Annotated in this window: 22 protein-coding genes and 1 riboswitch; of the genes, 18 read left to right on the top strand and 4 right to left on the bottom strand. The window is 59.4% G+C overall.

The window, feature by feature from the left end; all coding sequences use genetic code 11:
* Window position 1: 1 nt before the first annotated feature.
* Both ABC336_RS05405 and ABC336_RS05400 read left to right on the top strand, forming a co-directional pair.
* Entirely contained in the window at window positions 2–1,261 is a 1,260-nt protein-coding gene (locus ABC336_RS05405; RefSeq protein ID WP_413237695.1) for an aminotransferase class I/II-fold pyridoxal phosphate-dependent enzyme, read from the top strand.
* Window positions 1,245–2,156 (top strand): 5'-3' exonuclease, encoded by a 912-nt coding sequence (locus tag ABC336_RS05400; protein ID WP_413242441.1) that lies wholly within the window; start codon window positions 1,245–1,247, stop codon window positions 2,154–2,156. The genes ABC336_RS05405 and ABC336_RS05400 overlap by 17 nt, the downstream gene beginning before the upstream one ends.
* Here ABC336_RS05400 and ABC336_RS05395 read toward each other — a convergent pair.
* Window positions 2,153–3,580: a histidine kinase dimerization/phospho-acceptor domain-containing protein gene (locus tag ABC336_RS05395; protein WP_413237694.1), complete on the bottom strand. Its 1,428-nt coding sequence runs from the start codon at window positions 3,578–3,580 to the stop codon at window positions 2,153–2,155. The genes ABC336_RS05400 and ABC336_RS05395 overlap by 4 nt on opposite strands.
* A gap of 165 nt (window positions 3,581–3,745) precedes the next feature.
* A riboswitch (TPP riboswitch) is annotated at window positions 3,746–3,859 on the top strand.
* A 69-nt stretch (window positions 3,860–3,928) separates the two neighbouring features.
* Between ABC336_RS05395 and ABC336_RS05390 the strand changes: the two genes are divergently transcribed.
* The 13 genes from ABC336_RS05390 (at window position 3,929) to ABC336_RS05330 (ending at window position 14,953) form a co-directional block, all read left to right on the top strand.
* A complete protein-coding gene (locus tag ABC336_RS05390; protein WP_413237693.1) occupies window positions 3,929–5,029 on the top strand; it encodes a LuxE/PaaK family acyltransferase in 1,101 nt (366 codons plus the stop codon).
* Window positions 5,026–6,471, top strand: coding sequence for an acyl-CoA reductase (locus tag ABC336_RS05385; RefSeq protein WP_413237692.1), 1,446 nt, complete (start codon window positions 5,026–5,028; stop codon window positions 6,469–6,471). The genes ABC336_RS05390 and ABC336_RS05385 overlap by 4 nt, the downstream gene beginning before the upstream one ends.
* An 11-nt stretch (window positions 6,472–6,482) precedes the next feature.
* On the top strand, window positions 6,483–7,229 hold the full coding sequence (locus ABC336_RS05380) for an ABC transporter ATP-binding protein (protein ID WP_413237691.1): 747 nt from the start codon (window positions 6,483–6,485) through the stop codon (window positions 7,227–7,229).
* Window positions 7,226–8,002, top strand: a complete 777-nt coding sequence (locus tag ABC336_RS05375; protein ID WP_413237690.1) for an ABC transporter permease — start codon at window positions 7,226–7,228, stop codon at window positions 8,000–8,002. The genes ABC336_RS05380 and ABC336_RS05375 overlap by 4 nt, the downstream gene beginning before the upstream one ends.
* A 44-nt stretch (window positions 8,003–8,046) precedes the next feature.
* A complete protein-coding gene (locus ABC336_RS05370; protein ID WP_413237689.1) occupies window positions 8,047–9,066 on the top strand; it encodes an ABC transporter substrate-binding protein in 1,020 nt (339 codons plus the stop codon).
* A 9-nt stretch (window positions 9,067–9,075) separates the two neighbouring features.
* A complete protein-coding gene (locus ABC336_RS05365) occupies window positions 9,076–9,864 on the top strand; it encodes a 3-oxoacyl-ACP reductase (RefSeq protein ID WP_413242440.1) in 789 nt (262 codons plus the stop codon).
* Window positions 9,861–10,883, top strand: coding sequence for a ThiF family adenylyltransferase (locus tag ABC336_RS05360; protein ID WP_413237688.1), 1,023 nt, complete (start codon window positions 9,861–9,863; stop codon window positions 10,881–10,883). Before ABC336_RS05365 ends, ABC336_RS05360 begins: the two co-directional genes overlap by 4 nt.
* 26 nt (window positions 10,884–10,909) lie before the next feature.
* Window positions 10,910–11,554: a thiamine phosphate synthase gene (gene thiE / locus ABC336_RS05355; protein ID WP_413237687.1), complete on the top strand. Its 645-nt coding sequence runs from the start codon at window positions 10,910–10,912 to the stop codon at window positions 11,552–11,554.
* Window positions 11,551–11,748: a sulfur carrier protein ThiS gene (thiS, locus tag ABC336_RS05350; protein WP_413237686.1), complete on the top strand. Its 198-nt coding sequence runs from the start codon at window positions 11,551–11,553 to the stop codon at window positions 11,746–11,748. Before thiE ends, thiS begins: the two co-directional genes overlap by 4 nt.
* Window positions 11,749–11,751: 3 nt before the next feature.
* Window positions 11,752–12,549 carry a thiazole synthase gene (locus ABC336_RS05345; protein ID WP_413237685.1) on the top strand — a complete coding sequence of 266 codons (798 nt, stop codon included), beginning with the start codon at window positions 11,752–11,754 and terminating at the stop codon, window positions 12,547–12,549.
* Window positions 12,549–13,679 (top strand): glycine oxidase ThiO, encoded by a 1,131-nt coding sequence (gene thiO / locus ABC336_RS05340; RefSeq protein WP_413237684.1) that lies wholly within the window; start codon window positions 12,549–12,551, stop codon window positions 13,677–13,679. Before ABC336_RS05345 ends, thiO begins: the two co-directional genes overlap by 1 nt.
* 34 nt (window positions 13,680–13,713) lie before the next feature.
* Window positions 13,714–14,511, top strand: a complete 798-nt coding sequence (gene thiD / locus ABC336_RS05335) for a bifunctional hydroxymethylpyrimidine kinase/phosphomethylpyrimidine kinase (protein WP_413237683.1) — start codon at window positions 13,714–13,716, stop codon at window positions 14,509–14,511.
* A 97-nt stretch (window positions 14,512–14,608) separates the two neighbouring features.
* Window positions 14,609–14,953, top strand: a complete 345-nt coding sequence (locus ABC336_RS05330; RefSeq protein WP_413237682.1) for a hypothetical protein — start codon at window positions 14,609–14,611, stop codon at window positions 14,951–14,953.
* Here the strand turns inward: ABC336_RS05330 and ABC336_RS05325 are convergent.
* Window positions 14,950–15,228, bottom strand: coding sequence for a hypothetical protein (locus ABC336_RS05325; RefSeq protein WP_413237681.1), 279 nt, complete (start codon window positions 15,226–15,228; stop codon window positions 14,950–14,952). The genes ABC336_RS05330 and ABC336_RS05325 overlap by 4 nt on opposite strands.
* Window positions 15,229–15,280: 52 nt before the next feature.
* Window positions 15,281–15,577, bottom strand: a complete 297-nt coding sequence (locus ABC336_RS05320; RefSeq protein WP_413237680.1) for a DUF3055 domain-containing protein — start codon at window positions 15,575–15,577, stop codon at window positions 15,281–15,283.
* Between the two features lie 297 nt (window positions 15,578–15,874).
* Between ABC336_RS05320 and ABC336_RS05315 the strand changes: the two genes are divergently transcribed.
* Window positions 15,875–16,876 carry an HRDC domain-containing protein gene (locus ABC336_RS05315; protein WP_413237679.1) on the top strand — a complete coding sequence of 334 codons (1,002 nt, stop codon included), beginning with the start codon at window positions 15,875–15,877 and terminating at the stop codon, window positions 16,874–16,876.
* A gap of 13 nt (window positions 16,877–16,889) precedes the next feature.
* On the opposite strand, the gene ABC336_RS05310 is transcribed toward ABC336_RS05315, so the two are convergent.
* A complete protein-coding gene (locus ABC336_RS05310) occupies window positions 16,890–17,912 on the bottom strand; it encodes a hypothetical protein (RefSeq protein ID WP_413237678.1) in 1,023 nt (340 codons plus the stop codon).
* A 163-nt stretch (window positions 17,913–18,075) separates the two neighbouring features.
* Here ABC336_RS05310 and ABC336_RS05305 point away from each other — a divergent pair, with 163 nt between their 5' ends.
* Together ABC336_RS05305 and ABC336_RS05300 are read left to right on the top strand one after the other, a co-directional pair.
* Window positions 18,076–18,534: a chemotaxis protein CheX gene (locus tag ABC336_RS05305; RefSeq protein WP_413237677.1), complete on the top strand. Its 459-nt coding sequence runs from the start codon at window positions 18,076–18,078 to the stop codon at window positions 18,532–18,534.
* An 81-nt stretch (window positions 18,535–18,615) separates the two neighbouring features.
* Window positions 18,616–19,389 (top strand): SDR family NAD(P)-dependent oxidoreductase, encoded by a 774-nt coding sequence (locus tag ABC336_RS05300; RefSeq protein WP_413237676.1) that lies wholly within the window; start codon window positions 18,616–18,618, stop codon window positions 19,387–19,389.
* The last annotated feature ends 16 nt before the right edge of the window (window positions 19,390–19,405 follow it).

The following is a 19,405-nucleotide window of genomic DNA, read 5'->3' as shown; positions in this document are numbered from 1 at the left end:
AGTGAACAAGACGACAAGATGGCGTTCGCAGCGCCTGGAGCATCTGGGCTCGGCAATCTTCGCCGAGGTGGCCGGCTGGAAGGCGGAGGCAAGGGCCGCCGGTCTCGATGTCATCGATCTGGGCATCGGCAGCCCGGACCTGCCTCCGGCAGAGCCGCTGCGCCAGGAGCTGAGCCGGCAGGCTCTGCGGGAGGATCGTTACGGTTACCCGTCTTCCAGAGGGGACGCAGCTTTCTTGAGCCAGGCGTCGGCATGGCTGGCTCACCGCTTCGGTATCGCTGTCGATCCCGTTACCGAGCTGCTGGCATTGATGGGTTCGCAGGACGGCTTGGCCCATCTCGCGCTGGCGGTTACCAACCCCGGAGACAAGGCGCTTCTGCCCGATCCGGGGTATCCCATCTATGGAGCCGGCGCCGCGCTGGCTGGAGTGGAGCCGATGTTTTATCCGCTGCGGGAGAGCTCGGCGTTCCTGCCGGACTTGGATGCGATCCCGGAAGAACAATGGCGGGCTGCAGCTTATATGATCGTGAATATACCCGGCAATCCCGTTTCGGCTGTTGCGGATCTGCCTTTCTTCGAGCGGCTATTGGACAAAGCCCGTAAATATGATGTTCTCGTCGTCCACGACCTGGCCTATTCCGAGATGGCTTTCGATGGCTGGCAGCCGCCAAGCATCCTGCAGCTGCCGGGTGCTGCCGAGATAGCTGTGGAGTTCCATTCGTTGTCCAAGAGCTTCAACCTGGCCGGCTGCCGCATCGGATTTCTTGCGGGGAATCGCGAAGCGGTAGGCGCACTGGCCGATCTGAAGGCTAATATCGACTACGGGGTCTTCAATGCGGTGCAGCAGACCGCGATCGCGGCGCTCAGAGCAGATATGGAGCGAGGCAGCCGACCGTCCGTAGGCGCATTGTACCAGCGGCGCCGCGACCGCTTCGTGGCAGCGCTCCGAGAGGAGGGATGGGAGGTCGAGATGCCCAAGGCAACGATGTTTTTGTGGGCCAGGATTCCAAGTATGGACGGGGGTTCCAGTTGGACCTCGCGGTCGATTTCCCGGGAAATGGTCAGACAAGCCGGCGTGGCGGTCATACCTGGTGATGCTTTTGGTAAGGAAGGCGAGGGGTTTGTCCGGATCGCTATCGTGGAGCAGGAGGAGAGATTGGTAGAGGCAGCTCGGCGAATCGGCAGCTTTCTGCGGGAGCATGGGCTGGTCGGCAAAGCTGCGGAACAGGAGGAAAGTGATGCAAATGGAGTTGGATTTTGACGGTAATTTGAATCAAAGGGAAGGGGCAGGGGGCAGGCAGCGCTTACTGCTGATTGACGGCATGGCAATTCTGTTCCGGGCGTATTTTGCAACTTCCTTTACGGGAGCCATCAGACGTACCAGCAGCGGTATTCCGGTCAATGCAGTACATGGCTTCGTGAGGTATTTCTGGGACGCTGTGAAGCGGTTCGAGCCGACGCACATCGTCTGCTGCTGGGATATGGGGAGCAAGACGTTCCGCAGCGAGCAGTTCGGAGCGTACAAGGCGAACCGGCCGGAAGCCCCGCTTGAACTGATCCCGCAATTCGATCTGGTCAAAGAAGTGGTCGACAGCTTCGGCGTTCCAAACGTTGGCCTGGCCGGGTATGAAGCAGACGATTGCATCGGCACGCTGGCTAAGCTGCACAGCAAGGAAACGGAAGTCTATATCGTTACAGGAGACCACGATATGCTCCAACTCGTAGATGAGTCGGTGACGGTGGCGATCATGAAGAAAGGCCAAGGCAATTATACCCTTTATACTCCGAGCTATCTTATGGAAGAGCGAAGCTTGACGCCGCTGCAGATCGTTGATCTCAAAGGACTTATGGGTGATACCAGCGACAACTACCCCGGCGTGAAAGGAATCGGCGAGAAAACGGCACACAAGCTGATCCTGGAGTACGGGAGTATCGACGGCATCCTGCAGCGGCTTGCCGAACTGCCGGCTTCCGTCCGCTCCAAGATCGAAAACGATCTGGACATGCTGCATCTATCCCGCGAGCTGGCTCGTATCCAGTGCGATGTGCCGATCGAACTAGCTCTTGAAGGCTGCTGCTGGTCGCCGGATCATCACCGCATCGGCGCCAAGTTCGAGGAGCTTGAGTTCAAGAGCTTGCTAAAGCTGATCGGCTAGTCGGCCAGCTGTGTTGCCGCCGGTTCCGCTGTCTGCAGTTCTGGCTCAGCGGGCAGATGCAGGGAAAAAGCGCTCCCTGCCCCTTCTGTGCTGGAGAAGCTCAGTCTGCCGCGGAGCAGCAGGGAAAGCTGTTGACAGACGGACAGCCCCAGACCGCCGCTGCCGATGGCGTGGAGCAGCGCAGGATTGTTATCCTGCAGTGCCCGGCTGAGCAGACGCTGATGCTCTGGCGGTAAGCCGATGCCTGTATCCGCCAGACGGATGATGATCCAGCCTGATTGATTATCCGGCATGAGGGTGAGGCGGATCGAGCCTTCTTCGGTATGTTTGAGCGCCAGCAAGAGCAGGATCCGGATCAGCTGGTTCAGGCGGAACGGGTCTGTCGTAATCGTCTCGGGCATGCCTGGCTGAAGCTCCATACGGAAATTCAGTCCCTTCTCATCCAACAGCTCCTGATGCTGATAGTAAATCAATTGTCCCAGCTCCTGGAGGGAAACGGGTTCCATCGCAAGCTCCATTTTGCCTGCCTCAAGCTTGGACAGGTCCAGAATATCCTCGATGATCCGCAGCAGCTCCGTTCCCGATTGATGGATCTGGGCAGCTATCTTTGAATTGGCGGCGCATTCCTCTTCTTCTGCATCCTTGATCAGATCGGACATCAGCAGGATGCTGTTGAGAGGTGTCTTCAGCTCGTGAGACATATTGGCGATAAATTCAGATTTGTATTTGGAAGACTGCTGCAGCTGGACCGTTTTTTGCTCGAGATTTTCTTTGGCCTTTTTCAGCTCCATTGCCTGCTTCTGCAAGATCGTATTCTTATTGTGGATCTCTTCCCCGCGCATCTGCTCCTTGTAAAAGTCTCTCATGATAAACACGAAGAACCCGCTGACAACAAGGCTGGTCGGATAAGTGAACGGCGCAATCTCGTTCAGGTACAGGTCGGTTGGTATAGCCCCGAACAAGGCGATGCCGCACACCTGCGTGGTATTGATAATGATGATGGAGAGGAAGGCCTTGTACCGGTAATCCCATTGCTTCCGATTGAATAGTCTGACCAGCATCGCACCGGCGACACCCAGCAGCAGGATATTGATCGAGCCTGTAACGGCAGTAGAAGTCAGCCCTGTCACCGTATACCGGGAGGCAGCGATACCCGCCCCGATCAGCAGCAGCAACCGCGGATCGCGGAACACCAATGCGCCAAAGATTAGGGGTACGGCCCGCAAATCGAACAAGGCATAATCAGCTACCCGGACGCTGAATATCATGGAAAGCCAGCCGGAGATGATAAAAATCACGACCATCACACTCTGGCGGATGCGCCAGCTGGCTGTGGCAAATATATTTTTATAGATAAGGTTAAACAAGTAAGAGCATGTGACCAAGATGGACAGGTTTATGAAAAAGGTTTTGTAAATGTGCATGCATAGGGCCCCCTCGCTAGCTATTGTACCTCATCGCGGGGACGGGCACCACTGAGATTTACAAGCAATAATCAGATACACAAAACGCCAGGCGGGTTGTATAATACGCCGGGTTCTTCTATAATGAAACTAAATGTGAGAGTCAATAAGAACAAGCTCTAAAATTTTATATGCAGTGGGTGCTTGCGGAAGCAGGCTGAGATCGCATCTGGACCGATGCGGGACCATAGGAACCTGTTTGGGTAATGCCAACGTAGGGAATAGAGTCGGTCAGGGGCCGTCAGGACACTTTGCGTGCGCAAGGTGTCTTTTTTATTTTAGGTTCCTTCTGCAGGAAAGGATTAACTGATGACGATCAATACGGCAGAGGGGCTGCAGCGTGAGATTATGGCATACATCTCGCTTGCGCCAGAGCAGGCGAGACCAGAGGAGTTCGAGAGACTGGCATTGCAGCTCTTCAAGTATCAGTTTGCCAATATTGAACCCTTCCGGGCGTTCTGCAGGCTGCGGGGCAGAACACCGCGGACGGTCAGGACATGGCGGGACATCCCGGCTGTGCCGATCCAGGCATTCAAGCACAGCACGCTGAGCGTATCTCCGCCTGACGAAGCGGCTGCGCTCTTCATGACGAGCGGCACGACGGATCCGCAGACGCGAGGCAGACATTACCATCCGACGCTTGCCGTCTATAACCAGTCGATGCTGACGGCATTTCGCCGTTTTGTCACCCGTGACCGCAGCCGGATGCGGATGGGCATCCTGTTCCCCGAGCCTGCAGAGCTGCCTCATTCTTCACTGGCTCATTACCTGGGTTTGGCGCGGACTCATCATGGCGGCGATGACAGCATGCATCTCGTCCGTGACGGCGTGCTCGCCGTGGATGAACTAGAGTTGCTGATCGAACAGGCGCGCCGCAGCGGCAGGCCGCTCATGCTGCTCGGCGCTACCTTCAGTTTTATCCATGCGCTGGACGCGGCTGGCGGTGCCGACTGGCAGCTGCCAGCTGGCAGTCTGCTGCTTGATACAGGGGGGATCAAAGGCAGGTCGCGAGAGATGGATGCTGAAGTTTTTTATACAATGCTCAGCGAGAGATTCGGGGTTGACCGCAGCAGCTGTCTCAATATGTATGGGATGACCGAGCTGAGCACTCAGTATTACGACTCAGGCAATGAACGGCTGCCATCCTGGAAAATCGGTCCCCATTGGATTCGGCCACGGGTTATCGATCCCTTGACCGGGGCGGAGGTTCCTGCAGGAGAGCAGGGCGTACTGGTGCACTGCGATCTGGCGAACTGGAACGCCGTGACGACGATCCTGACGGAGGATATCGGCGTGCTGCATGAGGACGGCCGGCGCTTCCAATTGCTGGGCCGCGCCGAGGGCAGCGCGGCACGAGGCTGTTCCTTGGCAGCGGAGTCGTTCAAGACAGCTGCCGGAGCGCCGCGATGACGGTCTTCGGAGGGTATCTGCCGCCGGGGTTCCCGCAGGCGGCCGAGATCAAGCGGCAGACGCTTCGGTTCGTGCATCAGGGACGGACTACCGAGGTGGAGGTTCCCGCCCCGGACCCGGAGCAGCTAGCACAGCTGATGGGGTACTTGCGTGAGCGCCAGCATGAGACGCTGGCCCGACTGCCGGTTTTGGCCATTGCCGAGCGCATCGGCCAAGCGGCCGTGCGGATGCTGGACCAACGCGAGGATCGGGAAGCGGCAGTTCGGACGATCAGCGGCATCACCGGTTATGCGGCCGAAACGGTACGGAGCGGGCTGATTCGTACGCTGCAGTCGTTTCGCAAGCCGCAGCTGCTCCGCTTTTTGGCCCAGGACTTCACGGATTCGTCGGTACTGGACGATTTTGTGCCGCAGCCTGCCGGAGGCTGGACGCGGGCCTACGGGCCGACGGTGTCCACGCACATCTGGGCAGGCAATGTGCCGGGCTTGTCTCTGTGGAGCCTGACTGGTGCTTTGCTGGTGAAGTCAGCCGTTCTCGGCAAGACCGGCAGCAGCGAACCGTATACCGCTGGTTGGCTGGCGGCGGGGATTGCGGCCGAGTGCCCCGAGCTGGCCGGGTGCATGGCCGTTGTCTGGTGGCAGGGCGGCGATGAAGCAGCGGAGCAGGCTGCATTTGCGGCCTCTGATGCGGTGATCGTCTACGGCTCAGATCAAGCGATCCATAGCGTCCGCAGCCGCGTGCCGGCAGGTACGAGCTGTATCGGCTTCGGGCATCGCATAAGCGTCGGATTCGTCGGCTCGGAGACACTGCAGATCAGGCAGGCGCCGTTGATTGCCGCTGCGGTCGCCAGGGATGCCGCCGCGTATGACCAGCAGGGCTGTTATTCGCCGCATCAGATCTTCGTAGAGCGAGGCGGCAGGGTCGATCCGTCATCGTTTGCAGGCGCCGTCGCTCATGAGCTGGCCAATCTGCAGCTGACACACCCGCCGCACGAGCTCACGCCGGCCGAAGCCCGGGCGGTCGCGGAGTACAGGGCGTCGGCCGATTGGGAGGGAGCAGCGGGCGGGCGCGTCTGGCGAGATTCGTCAGGAGGCTGGACGCTCGTCTACAGCGAATCGCCGCAGCTGCGGCCAAGCAGTCTCAATCGCAGCTTGACCATTACTGCAGTCGAGTCGTTGGATGAGGCAGTCAGCCTGCTCGCGCCTTTGCGGCCCTGGCTGCAGAGCTGCGGCGTGGCAGCAGCGCCTGAGCGGCTGTTCCGGTTGAGCAACATGCTCGGGCAGGCGGGAGTGAGCCGGATCTGTGCATTTGGCGAGATGACGATGCCGGAGCCCGGGTGGCATCATGACGGCCGTTTTCATCTGCTGGATCTGGTCCGCATGGTCGATATCGACCGTTCGGCGGAGCAGGCGGCAGAACTGTCGGCCGATTATCGGGATTAGGTGGTTAGGGCATGTCGTTGTTGAGTTTTCACCAGGTGAGTTTCAGATACCATTCGTCGGACGATCGGCCAGTCATCGGAGAGATCTCGCTTCATTTGCGGGAGGGCGAATTTTGCGCGCTGTTAGGGCGCAGCGGCTGCGGCAAGTCAACCTTGCTCAAGCTCGCGGCCGGGCTGCTGCAGCCGAGTGAAGGACATGTATCGTTGGCGGGCAACGCAGTGCGCGCGGGAGCTGATATCGGCATTGTCTTCCAATCCCCGGTGCTTCTCGAATGGCTGACCGTACTGGACAATGTGCTGCTGCCGATCCGTGTCCACCGCAGGCCTACTGCGGAAGAACGGGGCTACGCCCGCACACTGCTGGCGCAGGTCGGGCTGGGAGCTCGCGCAGACAGTTACCCTGGACAGCTCTCGGGCGGCCAGCAGAGCCGGGTCTCGTTGGCGCGGGCGCTCATCACTTCGCCGCGACTGCTGCTGCTCGACGAGCCATTCGCCGCGCTGGACGCCTTGACCCGGGAGGAGCTCCAGGAGCAGCTAGCCGAGCTGGTGGCCGAGCGGGGCATGACGGCGCTGTTCGTCACCCACGACATCAGCGAGGCGCTCTTCCTGGCCGACCGGGTGCTTATCCTGCATGAGGGCGGGATTGCCCGGGAGCTGATCGTACACAGCAAACGATCCGCGCGGGTGCGCTTCGGGGACGAGCAGCTGGAGCTGATGGCGGAGGCCAGAGTACTATTGGCGGGAGGCGGTGGCGCATGAGAAGGTTTGTCATCCGCATGCTGCCGCTCTTGCTGCCGCTGGCTCTGCTCTTCCTTTGGGAATGGCTGGTTGCCTATCGGGAGCTGTCCGAGTTGATCCTGCCGGCGCCGTCCACGATCCTGCGCTCATTGTGGCAAGGGCTGACAAGCGGATATCTGCTCCCGCATGTGGGCGTTACCCTGACGGAGATTGCTCTGGGCCTGCTGCTCGGTGGCTTGTGCGGGTTTGCGGCAGGCGTCGCGATGGGCGAGTCTTCCCTCCTTCGTAGGCTGTTGTCGCCCTATGTTATTGCCAGCCAGGCAGTCCCCAAGCTGGCGCTGACACCGCTCTTCGCTATCTGGTTCGGCTTCGGGATGACATCCAAGGTAGTCATCACTGCGTTGATCTGCTTTTTTCCAATTCTGGAAAGCACTCTGTCGATCGTCCACTATGCCGATCGCAGCCGGCTCGAGCTGTTCCGTTCCCTCGGTGCGGGACGGCTGACAGTCCTGCTGCGCTGCAAGCTGCCGGGCGGCCTGACAGAGCTGATGAGCGGCATCCGGGTTGCAGTGGTGCTGGCTGTCGTCGGCGCTGTCGTCGGCGAGTTTATCGGCGCTTCCCGGGGATTGGGGGCGCTCATCATCGCTTCCCAGGGCATGATGGATACGCCGCTGATGTTCGCCGTGCTGCTGCTGCTGACGCTGATCGGACTGGCGCTGTATTATGCGGTGAGCCTGATCGAGCGTATGCTGCTCCGGCACCGCTATCCGGCCGGCGGCAGCGCAAAGCGGTGAAGAATTGAACCAGACACCACGACACTTATATAAAGGAGCAAATCATGAAGCGTAATCGATTATCCGGTATTATCCGCCCGCTCATGCTAGGGCTGGTCTGCTCGCTGGCGGTTGCCGGCTGCGGCAGTACATCGCCGGCAGGCGGAGGCGAGCTGGAGCAGGTCCGCATGGCGAGCTGGAGCCAACCGATCTCCGAACAGACGCATCTGCTGTCCGAGCCTGAGTACGGCTGGTTTGCGGAAGCGGGGATCGACCTGGAGTTCATCCCCGGCGCAGGCGGAGGCGACGCGATCAAGCATCTGCTCAGCGGGCAGGCAGACATCGCCTTTACCGATCCGGGCTCCTTGTTCTTTGCACTCGATAAGGGAGAAGCACTCGTCGCCATCTATAATATATATCCCCAGAACGTGTTCAATGTCGTCGCGTTGCAAGAGAGCGGCATCCAGGAGCCTGAGGATCTGCGCGGCAAGACGATCGGTGTCTACAGCCTGGCGAGCGGGACCAGGCATAATCTGCTCATGCTGCTGAGCGCGGCAGGTATCGAAGAAGACGAAGTCACCATCGTGGAGACAGGAGTCTCGAACTTCCTGCCGCTCATGCAGGGACAGGTCGACGCTACCGCAGCAACCGATACCGGTCTGCTGATCGGACTGGAGAAGGGGCTGGGCAACATCAACGTCATGGAAGTGAAAGACTTCCTGAATATGCCCAGCGACCTGTTCGTCGTCACTGAAGAGGTATTCCGCGAGAAGGAGGCGCTGATGCGCCGCTTCCTGCAAGCTTATCAGGCAAGCGCGGCGTGGATGCTGGAGCAGCCGGAGGAAGCGGCGGAGCTGGCGATAAAACACGCGATCGACGGTCAGGACAAAGGTCGCAACAGGGCGATTATCGAGGCCAGGAATGCCGCTACCGTCTCGGAGCTGACCGAGTCGGAGGGACTTGGCGCTCTGGAGACCGAGATCCTTCAGCAGGCAGCAGATGCGTACTATGAGCTGGGCTTGATCGAGAACCGTCTGGATATGGAAAGCGTGATCCGGGACGATCTGCTGCCGGGGCGGCCATGAGGTGGCATGATGAAGCGATGTGAAGGGAAGACAGTGCTCGTCACTGGCGCGAGCCGGGGCATCGGGGCTGCGATCGCACAGGCCTTCGCCGCCGAAGGCGCGCTGGTCATCGTCAATTATGTGCGCAATGAAACGGCGGCCAGGCAGGTGGAAGAGGCTTGCACCAGGGCAGGAGGCAGCGGCTGGGCGATCAGGGCCGATGTGACCAAGCCGCATGAGGTTCGGCATATGGTAGAGGAAGTCACGGAGGAGACGGGGGGCGTCGACGTGCTGGTCAACAATGCGCTTCCGTCCTATCCGTTCGATCCGGAGCTGCGCAAGTCGGCATGGGAGCTGGAGTGGGACGATTATCAGCAGCAGCTGGACGGATCGCTGCGCGCCGGCTTCGAGGTGTGCCGGGCTGTCATCCCGGGCATGAAGGAACGGATGGGCGGCCGGATCGTCAATATGGTGACCAACCTGACCGTTTCCCCGGTCGTTCCCTACCATGACTACACGACAGCCAAAGCCGCGCTTGGCGCGTTCAGCCGCAATCTGGCCGCCGATCTCGGTCCATATGGGATCACAGTCAATTGTGTCGCACCCGGCCTCGTCTATCCGACCGAAGCTAGCCGCAGTACGCGTGAGGATGTTCGTTCACAGATCCGTGCCCAGACGCCGCTGCGGCGCTTGGCTGTCCCGGAGGATATCGCCGGGCCGGTCGTGTTTCTGGCAACGGAGGGGGCCCGCTTCATGACGGGACAGACGCTGGTCGTCGATGGCGGCCTGACGATGAGAGAAGGGAGTCATCTGGGATGAAGGATGCGCATGATCGATTCTCCAGACAGCAGCTGTTTGCGCCGATCGGCGAGGGCGGGCAGCGCAAGCTGGCGGAAGCAGGGGTCCTGATCGTCGGTATGGGGGCGCTCGGTACGGTGCTCGCCAATCATATGGTCCGAGCTGGTGTCGGCAGTGTCCGCATCGTCGACCGCGACTTCGTCGAATGGAGCAATCTCCAGCGGCAGATGCTGTATGACGAAGACGACGCGCGCGAGGCGCTGCCCAAGGCAATCGCTGCCAAACGCAAGCTGGAGAGCATTTACTCCGCCTGCCGCATAGACGCGCATGTCAGCGATGTTACCCGGGACAATATCGGGCAGCTGTTGGAAGGTATGGATCTGGTCTTGGACGGCACGGACAACTTCCAGACCCGCTATCTGCTCAATGATGCTTGTTACGAGCAGGGCATCCCGTTCGTTTATGGCGGGGCGGTCAGCTCGCGCGGCATGAGCGCCGCTTTTATCCCCGGCGATACCTGCTGCCTCCGCTGCCTGCTGCCGGAGTCAGCGGGCGAGGGCGACGGACAGACCTGCGACATGATCGGCGTGATCTCGCCGATCATCGATGTTGTCGCCTCCTTCCAGGCGGTCGAGGCGCTCAAGATTCTCGTCGGCGATCGGGAGCGGGTCCGCCGCAGCCTTCTGAGCTGGGAGATGTGGAATTACCATACGTATGAGATGAAGCTGCCGGCAGCAAGAAGCGACTGCCCGACATGCGGACGGAGGGAGTTCCCTGCCCTGCAGGCCGACAGCTCGGAGCTGGCATTGATGTGCGGCAGGGATACGGTTCAGATCCAAGGACGGCATCCGTTGGACCTGGAGCTGTGGAAGCTGAAGCTGCAGGAGGTTGGAGAGGTGAGCAGCAACCCGTATCTGCTGCGTCTGCAGCTGGCCGAAGGCGAACGTCTCGTGCTGTTCCCGGATGGCCGGGTGCTCGTCCAGGGCACGGAGGACCCGGTCCGGGCCAAGACCCTGTATGCGAGATATATCGGCATGTAGTAATGACATAAGGAGGTAACGAACAGATGAAGGATTTTACCCTTTATACAATTACCGGCGAGCAGTTCCATCCCGGCAGGTCGCAGATCGAAGTGATCGAGGAAGCGATCCTCGGCGGCAGCGATATCATCCAGCTGCGGGACAAGACCGCCTCCAAGCGGGAGGTACTGCGCAAGGCCGAGGCGCTGCGCGAGCTGACACGCCGACATGGCGTCACGTTTATCGTCAATGATCATATCGATATCGCGCTGGCCGTCGATGCCGACGGCATCCATCTGGGCCAGGACGATCTGCCGCTGGAGACGGCGCGCCGCATCATGGGCGGCAAGATCATCGGGATCTCGACGCATGCTATCGAAGAGGCTCGCGAGGCCCAGCGCGGCGGCGCGGACTACATCGGCGTCGGACCGGTGTTCGCCACCAAGAGCAAGGTGGATGTAGTCGATCCGGTGACGACAGACTATGTACGTCAGGTGGCGGCCGAGATTACGATCCCTTGGGTCGCCATCGGCGGCATCAAGCTGCATAATGTCGGCGAGGTGCTGCAGGCCGGCGCTCGGCGGATCTGCGCGATCAGCGAGATCGTCGGCAGCAGCGATGTGCGAGGCACCTGCGAAGCGTTCCGGCTCGCCATCGCCAAAGGCGGCGGACGGGAGGCGAGACCGCTATGAGACTGACGGTTAATGGCAAGCCGGCGGAGCTGGATGCGGCCGTCCTTGGCGATGTGCTGCGGCACTACGAGCTGCAGGGCAAGCTGGTCGTAGCGGAAGTGGATGGGATGATCGTCGACAAATCCGTCTGGGAGGACACGCCCCTCAGCGAAGGCATGCGTATCGAGCTGGTCCATTTTGTAGGAGGTGGCTAAGCTATGACGACATCACAACAGCAAACGGGAGATCCGCTGATCATCGGCGGCAAGAGGCTGAGTTCGCGATTTTTCCTCGGGACCGGCCGGTATCCCAACCCTCACGTTCAGAATGAGGCGATCCGGGCTTCGGAAGCAGAGGTACTGACCTTTGCGATCCGCCGGATCAATCTGGAGGAGCCCGAGGATGATGCGATCCTGCATCATCTGAGCTTCAAACCATTCACCTATCTGCCCAATACGTCCGGCGCCTCGACTGCGGAGGAAGCGGTGAGGATTGCCAGAATGGCTAGAGCTTCAGGCCTCAGCGATTGGATCAAGGTGGAGATCAGCGCCAACGAACGGACGCTGCTGCCCGATCCGGTAGAGACGCTGAAGGCGACAGAGATTCTGGCGGCAGAAGGGTTTACGGTACTGCCTTATACTTCAGACGATCCCGTCCTGTGCAAGCGGCTGGAGGAAGCAGGAGCGGCGGCTGTCATGCCCGGCGGCGCGCCGATCGGGACGGGCCTGGGCATCCTCAATCCCTACAACATCGGACTGATCGTAGAGGAGGCCGGCGTACCGATCATTATTGATGCGGGATTGGGTGCGGCGGCGGATGTCACCCAAGCGATGGAACTGGGCGTGGATGGCGTCCTGATGAATACGCCTGTCGCCAAAGCGGTCGATCCGGTGCGAATGGCGCTGGCTATGAAGCTGGCGATCGAAGCGGGGCGTCTGTCCTATCTGGCCGGCCGGATCCCGAAGAAGCGTTATGCGACCGCTAGCAGCGAATTTGCAGCATTGAAGGTGACCTGATGAGCAAGCATATCCTGGTTGTCGGGGGCGGGGTGATCGGACTGTCCACCGCATTCGAGGCCGCGCGCCGGGGTCACCGGGTCACGCTGCTGGAGCAGGGACGCTGCGGCGGCCAGGCATCCGGCGCAGCGGCAGGCATGCTGGCGCCTTTCTCGGAGAACGGCGAAGGACCGGATGATTTCTTCCTGCTCTGTCTGGCCAGCCTCAGGCTCTATCCCGACTGGCAGCAAGCGGTCAAGGATGCCTCCGGGCTAACTTTTGAATATAGCAACTCTGGTTCGCTCAATGTCGTCTATCATGACTCCGATCTGCTCGCGCTGGCCGGCAGAGCGGCATGGCAGCAGCGCTTTGGCAGTCCGCCGGAGATCGTGCAGGGAGCGGCCCTGCGGGCGCTGGAGCCTGCCTTGTCGACTGCTGTGCGGGCGGCGCTGTATCATCCGGACGAGAGCCACATCTATGCACCGGATTACGTACGCGCGCTGGAGGCGGCCTGCCGGAGGGGCGGCGTCCGGATCCTGGAGCGGCTGGGCGAGGTGCGAATCGGCATGCCCGAGGATGAGCGGGCCTATGTCACGGATGCTCAGGGCCAGATCTATGAGGGGGACTGCCTCGTCATCTGCAACGGTGCCTGGGCGGGTGCTCTCCAAGAACCGCTCGGCCTGCAGCTCCCCGTCTATCCGATCCGGGGCCAGATCTGCGCTTATGAGCTGGCGGAGCCCGGGACGGTGCGCCATATGGTATTTGGCAGCCAGGGATACGTCGTCCCCAAGGCTAATGGCACGCTCGTCTGCGGGGCCTCCGAAGATGTCGCCGGTTTTGATACCTCGGTCACCGAGCGTGGCATCGGTCGGCTGCTCAATTGGAATCACCGTCTCTATCCGTTCCTTGAGCAGCTGCAGCCCTACCATCGCTGGGCCGGTCTGCGACCCGCTACCCAGGATGGTTACCCGCTGCTCGGCAAGCTGCCAGGCCGGCGGCAGCTAGTGATGGCTGCCGGCCATTACCGCAACGGCATCCTGTTGAGCCCGGTCACCGCGCAGGCGGCAATCGATCTGATCGAGGAGCGCACACCTCGGGTCTCGCTTGGACGATTTGCGCCGGAGCGGTTCTCCCGGCTGGCTGTCCGCTGAGCGGGCGGCTACCACAATTTTGGAGGCGATGTTTATGATACCAAGAGCATTGACGATTGCCGGCTCCGATTCGGGAGGCGGGGCGGGCATTCAGGCCGATCTGAAAACCTTCCATCAATTAAAAGTATACGGCATGAGCGTCATCACCGTACTGACCGCTCAGAATACGCTGGGTGTCCAGGGCGTCTATCCCCAGTCGCCGGCATGCATCGAAGAGCAGCTGCGTTCGGTGCTGACGGATATCGGCGCGGATGCGGTTAAGACCGGTATGCTGTATTCAGCGGAGATCATAACCTGTGTTGCCCGTTATCTGGAGCATTCCGGAGTAAAGCAGCTGGTCATCGACCCGGTGATGATCGCCAAAGGCGGCACGCCGCTGCTGCAGGACGAAGCGGTGGATGCGCTGCGCAGCCTGCTGCTGCCGCTGGCAACCGTCATCATGCCCAATCTGCCGGAAGCCTGTACGCTTGCCAGGCTGCCTCTAACCGATCGGGTGGAGGATATGGAGGAGGTCGCGCGAGCTCTGTATGCGCTGGGACCGCAGTATGTGCTTCTCAAGGGAGGGCATCTCGGCGGCGGGGATGCCATCGACCTGTTGTATGACGGCAGCGAGATGCTGAGACTGGCTTCGCCGCGCATCGCCACCAGACATACCCATGGCACGGGGTGTACGCTCTCGGCGGCCTTGACGGCCGAGCTGGCCAAAGGAAGAACCGTGCAGGAGGCCTTCGCTACGGCCAAAGCCTTCATCGATGCCGCGATCGGCCAGGCGCTGGAGATAGGCGGCGGGATCGGCCCGACGCATCACGGCGCCTACACGTCCGCCGGCTAGCCAACTGGTCTGGAGGGGCAATGCGCTCTAAAAGATTGACAACGATGCCCGAAACCCCAACAATAGAGAATATATTCTCAAGGGTGGGGAGCCTGTCATGGCAGATAACAATAATGTGACCAAAGAAGAGCTGGATGCCCTGCTGGGCGGAGAAGCGGATACAGGCGTAACACAACGTGAGGATGCGGAGGAACGGGACGGAGCTGGAGGATCGATAACCGTAAAGCGGCTGCTGCATGCCGTCCAGGCGCTGCATGCCCGGGTCGAACTGCTGGAGGATCAGGTCAGGGAGCTGCGGCTGCAGGCCATCAGCGGGCAGCTGCAGTCCCAGGACAAGCGGCCGGTGCCGCAGAGCAAGCCGGCTCCCAAGCCGTCCGCACCGGCCCCCCGCGCCGAGCCGCAGCTGAGCCGGCTGGAGCGATACGGCCGAGGCCGTTCTTAATCCTCTACCAGATCAGGATCCGCGTTGCCTTCGCCGCTGTCGCCGGGAAAATGGCGGGAGAGCCCTTCGTGGAGGTGACGGTTCTCGTAATCAAAGCGGTTGGTGGGACGCTGATCGGCCCTCCAGGGGCTGCTCTTGCCCAAGGATTCGCTGAGCAGATCGGCGCCGTAAGGTCCCTCCGGGAACTCTTCGGCGGTCAGGTCATTGCGCTGCGACTCTACAGCGGGCAGATCGGTATACTTGCGTTTATCCTCGGGAACAAATGGATCGGACATCTCTAGACCTCCTACAATCGGAATCGCTTGCCGTCCATTAGGGTGCCACAGATTAATCGGTAAAATTCACCACGCCTACCACCAGCGTCAAAAACTGCTTGAGTTCATCGGCATCTTCTTCATGCAGTCGAAATGTGGCTTCCAGATATCCGGGCTCATCAAGGTCATCCGGTCCGACGATTGCCGTCCGGCCGGCCTGAAGATCAGTGATGAGCTTTTTACCGTAGAATCGGCTGGTAGATGTGATCGCCAGATCGAACCGCTGCAGTCCCGGTGTGATGAAGGTGACGAAGCGGGTCGAGGTTTCTTCGGTAGTATCCGACAAAAAATCGTATTCATTGAGCTGCATAATCAAGCCTCCTACTATCAGGTGAAAAAAAGTCTGCGTGAAACGGATCGTTCTCATTATACACCATCCAGAAGGACAGGGCATGGGAAGGACTCAGCCCAAGAAAATACTTGCCTCCATATCCGAATTATGGTACGATTCAATTAATCGAAAATTTGTTCGGAATGAGGAAGCACCTCTTCGGCACTACGCTGAGGAGGTGCTTTTTTTGATGCATATCCAGCGAAGCCGGAGCCGGTTGCCGGTATCTTCAGGCAGCAGTTTTCGATAATTTCAAATCCGGGGAGGCTTTGCGATATGCAACTGGTATTTATGAATACGCTCGAGAAAGAAACGGCAGAAGGACGGATCAACAGCGCTCAGGTGTCCATCTGCGAAAAGCAGGGAATCTGGCATGTATTGTGGCAGGAGACAGGTGCGGAAGGGGGAGCTGAGAGCTGGTTCGAGGGAAGTTCGTGGGAGGAGATGCTGACAACCTTCCGTCACGGCATCGCCATCAAGATGGGGGAGGGATTTATTCCTGTGGTTGACGGCATGCTGGAAGACCGCGGTTCGGCAAGGGGGGCAGGCGGCCTGATCTCCTTCATCCAATGCTACGGAGAGATGAATGCGCGCTCCGAGCTGTTCGATGCGCTGCGCGAGTGGCGCCGCAGCAAAGCGATCGAGTTGAAGAAAGCAGCATACGTCGTCGCCACCAACCGGATGCTGTGGATGATCAGCGCATTTGTCCCGCATCAGGCAGGAGAGCTGCTGCAGATCCCGGGATGGGGGGAGACCAAAAATATCGCTTATGCGGAGGACGTACTGGCGATCACCCGTCAATTCGAACAGGATAAGCCTTTCCCGCTGCACTGGGTGATGGAGGAGCTCGACGTTCAGGAATATACGCGGTGGCTGTATAAGCAAAAGGAGAACAAATTCAAACTGGAGCTGGATCGTCAGCAAGAGAAGCGGCTCATCCTGAGCGGTGTCAGCGAAGGCCGGTCGCTGGACGAGCTGCAGTCGGCATTGGAGCTCCCGCGCCGCGAACTGCTGGAGAGAGTGGAGCAGCTGGAGAAGGAAGGCTATGACATGGAGCCTCTGATCGGCAAGGAACTCTCCTCTGTGCCCCAGACGGAGCAGCAGCGGATCTGGGATGCGCTCGCGGCAGTCGGCGACCGGTATCTCAAACCGGTGCTCAGTCAGGTCTATGACGAGGAAGAGCTCAAGGGCAAGCAAGTAGACTTGCTCTATGACAGACTGCGTCTGATCCGTCTGCGCTATCGCCGAGGGGCGTCCGAGCAAGGGCAAGCTATCTAGCTGCGCTGCTGTCCTATCCGGCGCGTGAAGCTTCTTCATGGAGGTTGACGCCGCCATCAGGCCAGATCGACTGGGCGAAGCGGATCGGCGGACCGCTGTCGCAATCCAGCCCGGTCTCGTAAGAGCGGTTGGCGATAAGCGCTGCCGTCCGGGCCCGCATGGCTTCACTATCGCCTGATTCCAGGCTGTCCGAGCCGGTGCGTGCTTCTCGCAGCCAATCGATGATCGAGCGGATGACCTCCTTGGCTTCGATCATCGACTGCTCCCATAACATCCAAACGCTGTCGTCGTGCCGGATCGCGGCGTTGGTCGGGTCGATCCAGGACTCTCGGTGTTCGTTCAGGATATCCAGCGGCGGTACGTATCTCTTGTAGACAAGCGCCTCGAACTGGCCAAAGGTCAACAGGCGCCGGATCCCTGTTGGATCGTAGAAAAGCCGATGAGCCTGCACCATATCGCGGGCGGCCTGATGCCAGTCCTCCGTCTCGATACTGGTAGCAAGGTCGGGATAATGGCAGGCTGCGATTTCCTCGAAGCAATCGACGACGCGCTCCGGCAGCCGGCTGCCGAACCGCAGCTCGTGCCATACGGGTGTCTTCCAGGTCTGGAGACCGAGCAGTTCTCTTGCGACCAGCGTGTCCATCATGACCTCGAAGCGTTGATGATCCCACTTGCGGAAGCCGGAGCGGCTGAATACGTAAGGGTGCATATTGCGATCGAGGATATGGTGCAGCACGAAGCCCATCGTATAGACAAGGGTCTGCTCGCGCTCGGGGTGGCTGTCCGGCAGTCCGATGGCGCCCTCCAGCATGTCCATGATGACCGGACCGCAATGGCGACTATGCATGGCGCTGCCGAGACGGTTCATTGTCTTGTCCTTTTTCCAGGGCAGATAATTGTGATAAAAGAGAAAGTCAGGACCCTGGCAGCCAAAGTTGAACAGCCGCTCCATGTCGGGATCCGCGATCTTCTCCGCTTCGCGGGTTTCTCGGAGAACATGCTGCCCAAAGATCAGGTGCGTCCAAATGTTAGGCAAAAGGAACCCCTCCTAAAGGTACAGTTGTTTTAGTGCTTTGGCACCGTCCGATTCGGGCGGTGTTTGTCGTTTTTGGCAAAACATAGTATACTTGTCCTATTAAATTGAGTATAATAGAAAAAGATGAATGGCCAAGTATGTCGAAAAGGAGCGTAACCTTACTATGAAGGCAGAATATATTAATCCGTTTCTTGAATCGGCAAGAATCGTCATTGAGCAGGTAGTTATGATTCGGCCGGCGACCGGGCAGCTTGGGGTTAAGGATGTCGAGTTCATGGAGGACTACATCTGGATTCAGATCGGCATGACCGGGCAGATGAGCGGTGACATTGTGTTTGGCCTAACGGAAGATGTTGCGCTCAAGATCATATCTGCAATGATGGGCGGATTCGTCGTCTCCGAGATTGATGAGATCGGCAGCAGCGCCATCTCGGAACTCGGCAATATGATTAGCGGCAACGCCAGCACCTTGCTCTTCAATCAAGGGGTCAAAGTTGATATCACCCCTCCCAAGATCGTGCGTTCTACACAAACGGACGGGTTCGAGACAAAGAAAGCTCTGACCATCCCCCTTATCATGGACGGCATCGGCGAACTGGATATCCAAGTCCTGATTGCATAATATCATTTTCAAGGCTCCTGCGGGAGCTTTTTTTGCTTCTTGGGGTCAATCTAAAGTAATATTGAGACAGGTGATGCTTATATGTTACAGGGAAAAAAAGTGCTCATCACGGGGGCGACCAGCGGGATCGGCCTGTTGACGGCACAGATGCTGATCGACCAGGGCGCACTGCCGATCATAACCGGACGCAGTGAGAGCAAGCTTACGGCTGCGTACAACCTTCTCAAAGGCGAGCATGGCAGCTATCTGATGGATGTAACCAACGACGCCCAGGTGAATGAAGTCATCCCGCGCATCCTGACGGATTACAATGGGATCGATGTGCTGATCAATAATGCCGGCTATGCCCGGTTTGAAAAGCTGACGGACGCTGCCATAGAAAGCTTCTCCGAGATGATGGAGACCAATTATATGGGTACGGTCCGCTGTACCAAAGCCGTCATCCCCCATATGACCCGGCAAGGAAACGGACAGATTGTCAATATCGCTTCTCTGGCCGGTAAGCTCGGCACGCCGAAGTCGACCGCTTATTCGGCTACCAAGCATGCCGTCCTGGGGTTTACGAATGCCTTGCGGCTGGAGCTGGCGGGTACCGGGATCACGGTATCGGCTGTCAATCCGGGGCCGGTGGAAACGCCGTTCTTCGAGACAGCAGACCCGGAAGGCCATTACGTTAATAACGTACGTTGGATGATGATGAAGCCGGAGCGGGTTGTAAAAGCGATCCTGCGTGTCATCGAGCACCGCAAACGGGAAGTCAACCTGCCACTTATGGCCGCCGGAGGGATGATCCTTTACCAGCTGTTTCCCGGCCTGGCGGATCGGATCGCAGGGCCATGGCTGAACAAAAAATAACCGCGTTGGAGGCAAT

It is taken from the genome of Paenibacillus jepli, assembly GCF_047238105.1.
GTDB lineage: Bacteria > Bacillota > Bacilli > Paenibacillales > Paenibacillaceae > Paenibacillus_D.
This window is presented reverse-complemented; position numbering and strand designations above follow the sequence as displayed.

Excerpts from the sequence above, each read along its gene's own strand:
- ABC336_RS05400 (WP_413242441.1), top strand. The coding sequence starts at position 1,245 with ATGGAGTTGGATTTTGACGGTAATTTGAATCAAAGGGAAGGGGCAGGG.
- ABC336_RS05395 (WP_413237694.1), bottom strand. The coding sequence starts at position 3,580 with ATGCACATTTACAAAACCTTTTTCATAAACCTGTCCATCTTGGTCACA.
- ABC336_RS05390 (WP_413237693.1), top strand. The coding sequence starts at position 3,929 with ATGACGATCAATACGGCAGAGGGGCTGCAGCGTGAGATTATGGCATAC.
- ABC336_RS05385 (WP_413237692.1), top strand. The coding sequence starts at position 5,026 with ATGACGGTCTTCGGAGGGTATCTGCCGCCGGGGTTCCCGCAGGCGGCC.
- ABC336_RS05380 (WP_413237691.1), top strand. The coding sequence starts at position 6,483 with ATGTCGTTGTTGAGTTTTCACCAGGTGAGTTTCAGATACCATTCGTCG.
- ABC336_RS05375 (WP_413237690.1), top strand. The coding sequence starts at position 7,226 with ATGAGAAGGTTTGTCATCCGCATGCTGCCGCTCTTGCTGCCGCTGGCT.
- ABC336_RS05370 (WP_413237689.1), top strand. The coding sequence starts at position 8,047 with ATGAAGCGTAATCGATTATCCGGTATTATCCGCCCGCTCATGCTAGGG.
- ABC336_RS05365 (WP_413242440.1), top strand. The coding sequence starts at position 9,076 with ATGAAGCGATGTGAAGGGAAGACAGTGCTCGTCACTGGCGCGAGCCGG.
- ABC336_RS05360 (WP_413237688.1), top strand. The coding sequence starts at position 9,861 with ATGAAGGATGCGCATGATCGATTCTCCAGACAGCAGCTGTTTGCGCCG.
- thiE (WP_413237687.1), top strand. The coding sequence starts at position 10,910 with ATGAAGGATTTTACCCTTTATACAATTACCGGCGAGCAGTTCCATCCC.
- thiS (WP_413237686.1), top strand. The coding sequence starts at position 11,551 with ATGAGACTGACGGTTAATGGCAAGCCGGCGGAGCTGGATGCGGCCGTC.
- ABC336_RS05345 (WP_413237685.1), top strand. The coding sequence starts at position 11,752 with ATGACGACATCACAACAGCAAACGGGAGATCCGCTGATCATCGGCGGC.
- thiO (WP_413237684.1), top strand. The coding sequence starts at position 12,549 with ATGAGCAAGCATATCCTGGTTGTCGGGGGCGGGGTGATCGGACTGTCC.
- thiD (WP_413237683.1), top strand. The coding sequence starts at position 13,714 with ATGATACCAAGAGCATTGACGATTGCCGGCTCCGATTCGGGAGGCGGG.
- ABC336_RS05330 (WP_413237682.1), top strand. The coding sequence starts at position 14,609 with ATGGCAGATAACAATAATGTGACCAAAGAAGAGCTGGATGCCCTGCTG.
- ABC336_RS05325 (WP_413237681.1), bottom strand. The coding sequence starts at position 15,228 with ATGTCCGATCCATTTGTTCCCGAGGATAAACGCAAGTATACCGATCTG.
- ABC336_RS05320 (WP_413237680.1), bottom strand. The coding sequence starts at position 15,577 with ATGCAGCTCAATGAATACGATTTTTTGTCGGATACTACCGAAGAAACC.
- ABC336_RS05315 (WP_413237679.1), top strand. The coding sequence starts at position 15,875 with ATGCAACTGGTATTTATGAATACGCTCGAGAAAGAAACGGCAGAAGGA.
- ABC336_RS05305 (WP_413237677.1), top strand. The coding sequence starts at position 18,076 with ATGAAGGCAGAATATATTAATCCGTTTCTTGAATCGGCAAGAATCGTC.
- ABC336_RS05300 (WP_413237676.1), top strand. The coding sequence starts at position 18,616 with ATGTTACAGGGAAAAAAAGTGCTCATCACGGGGGCGACCAGCGGGATC.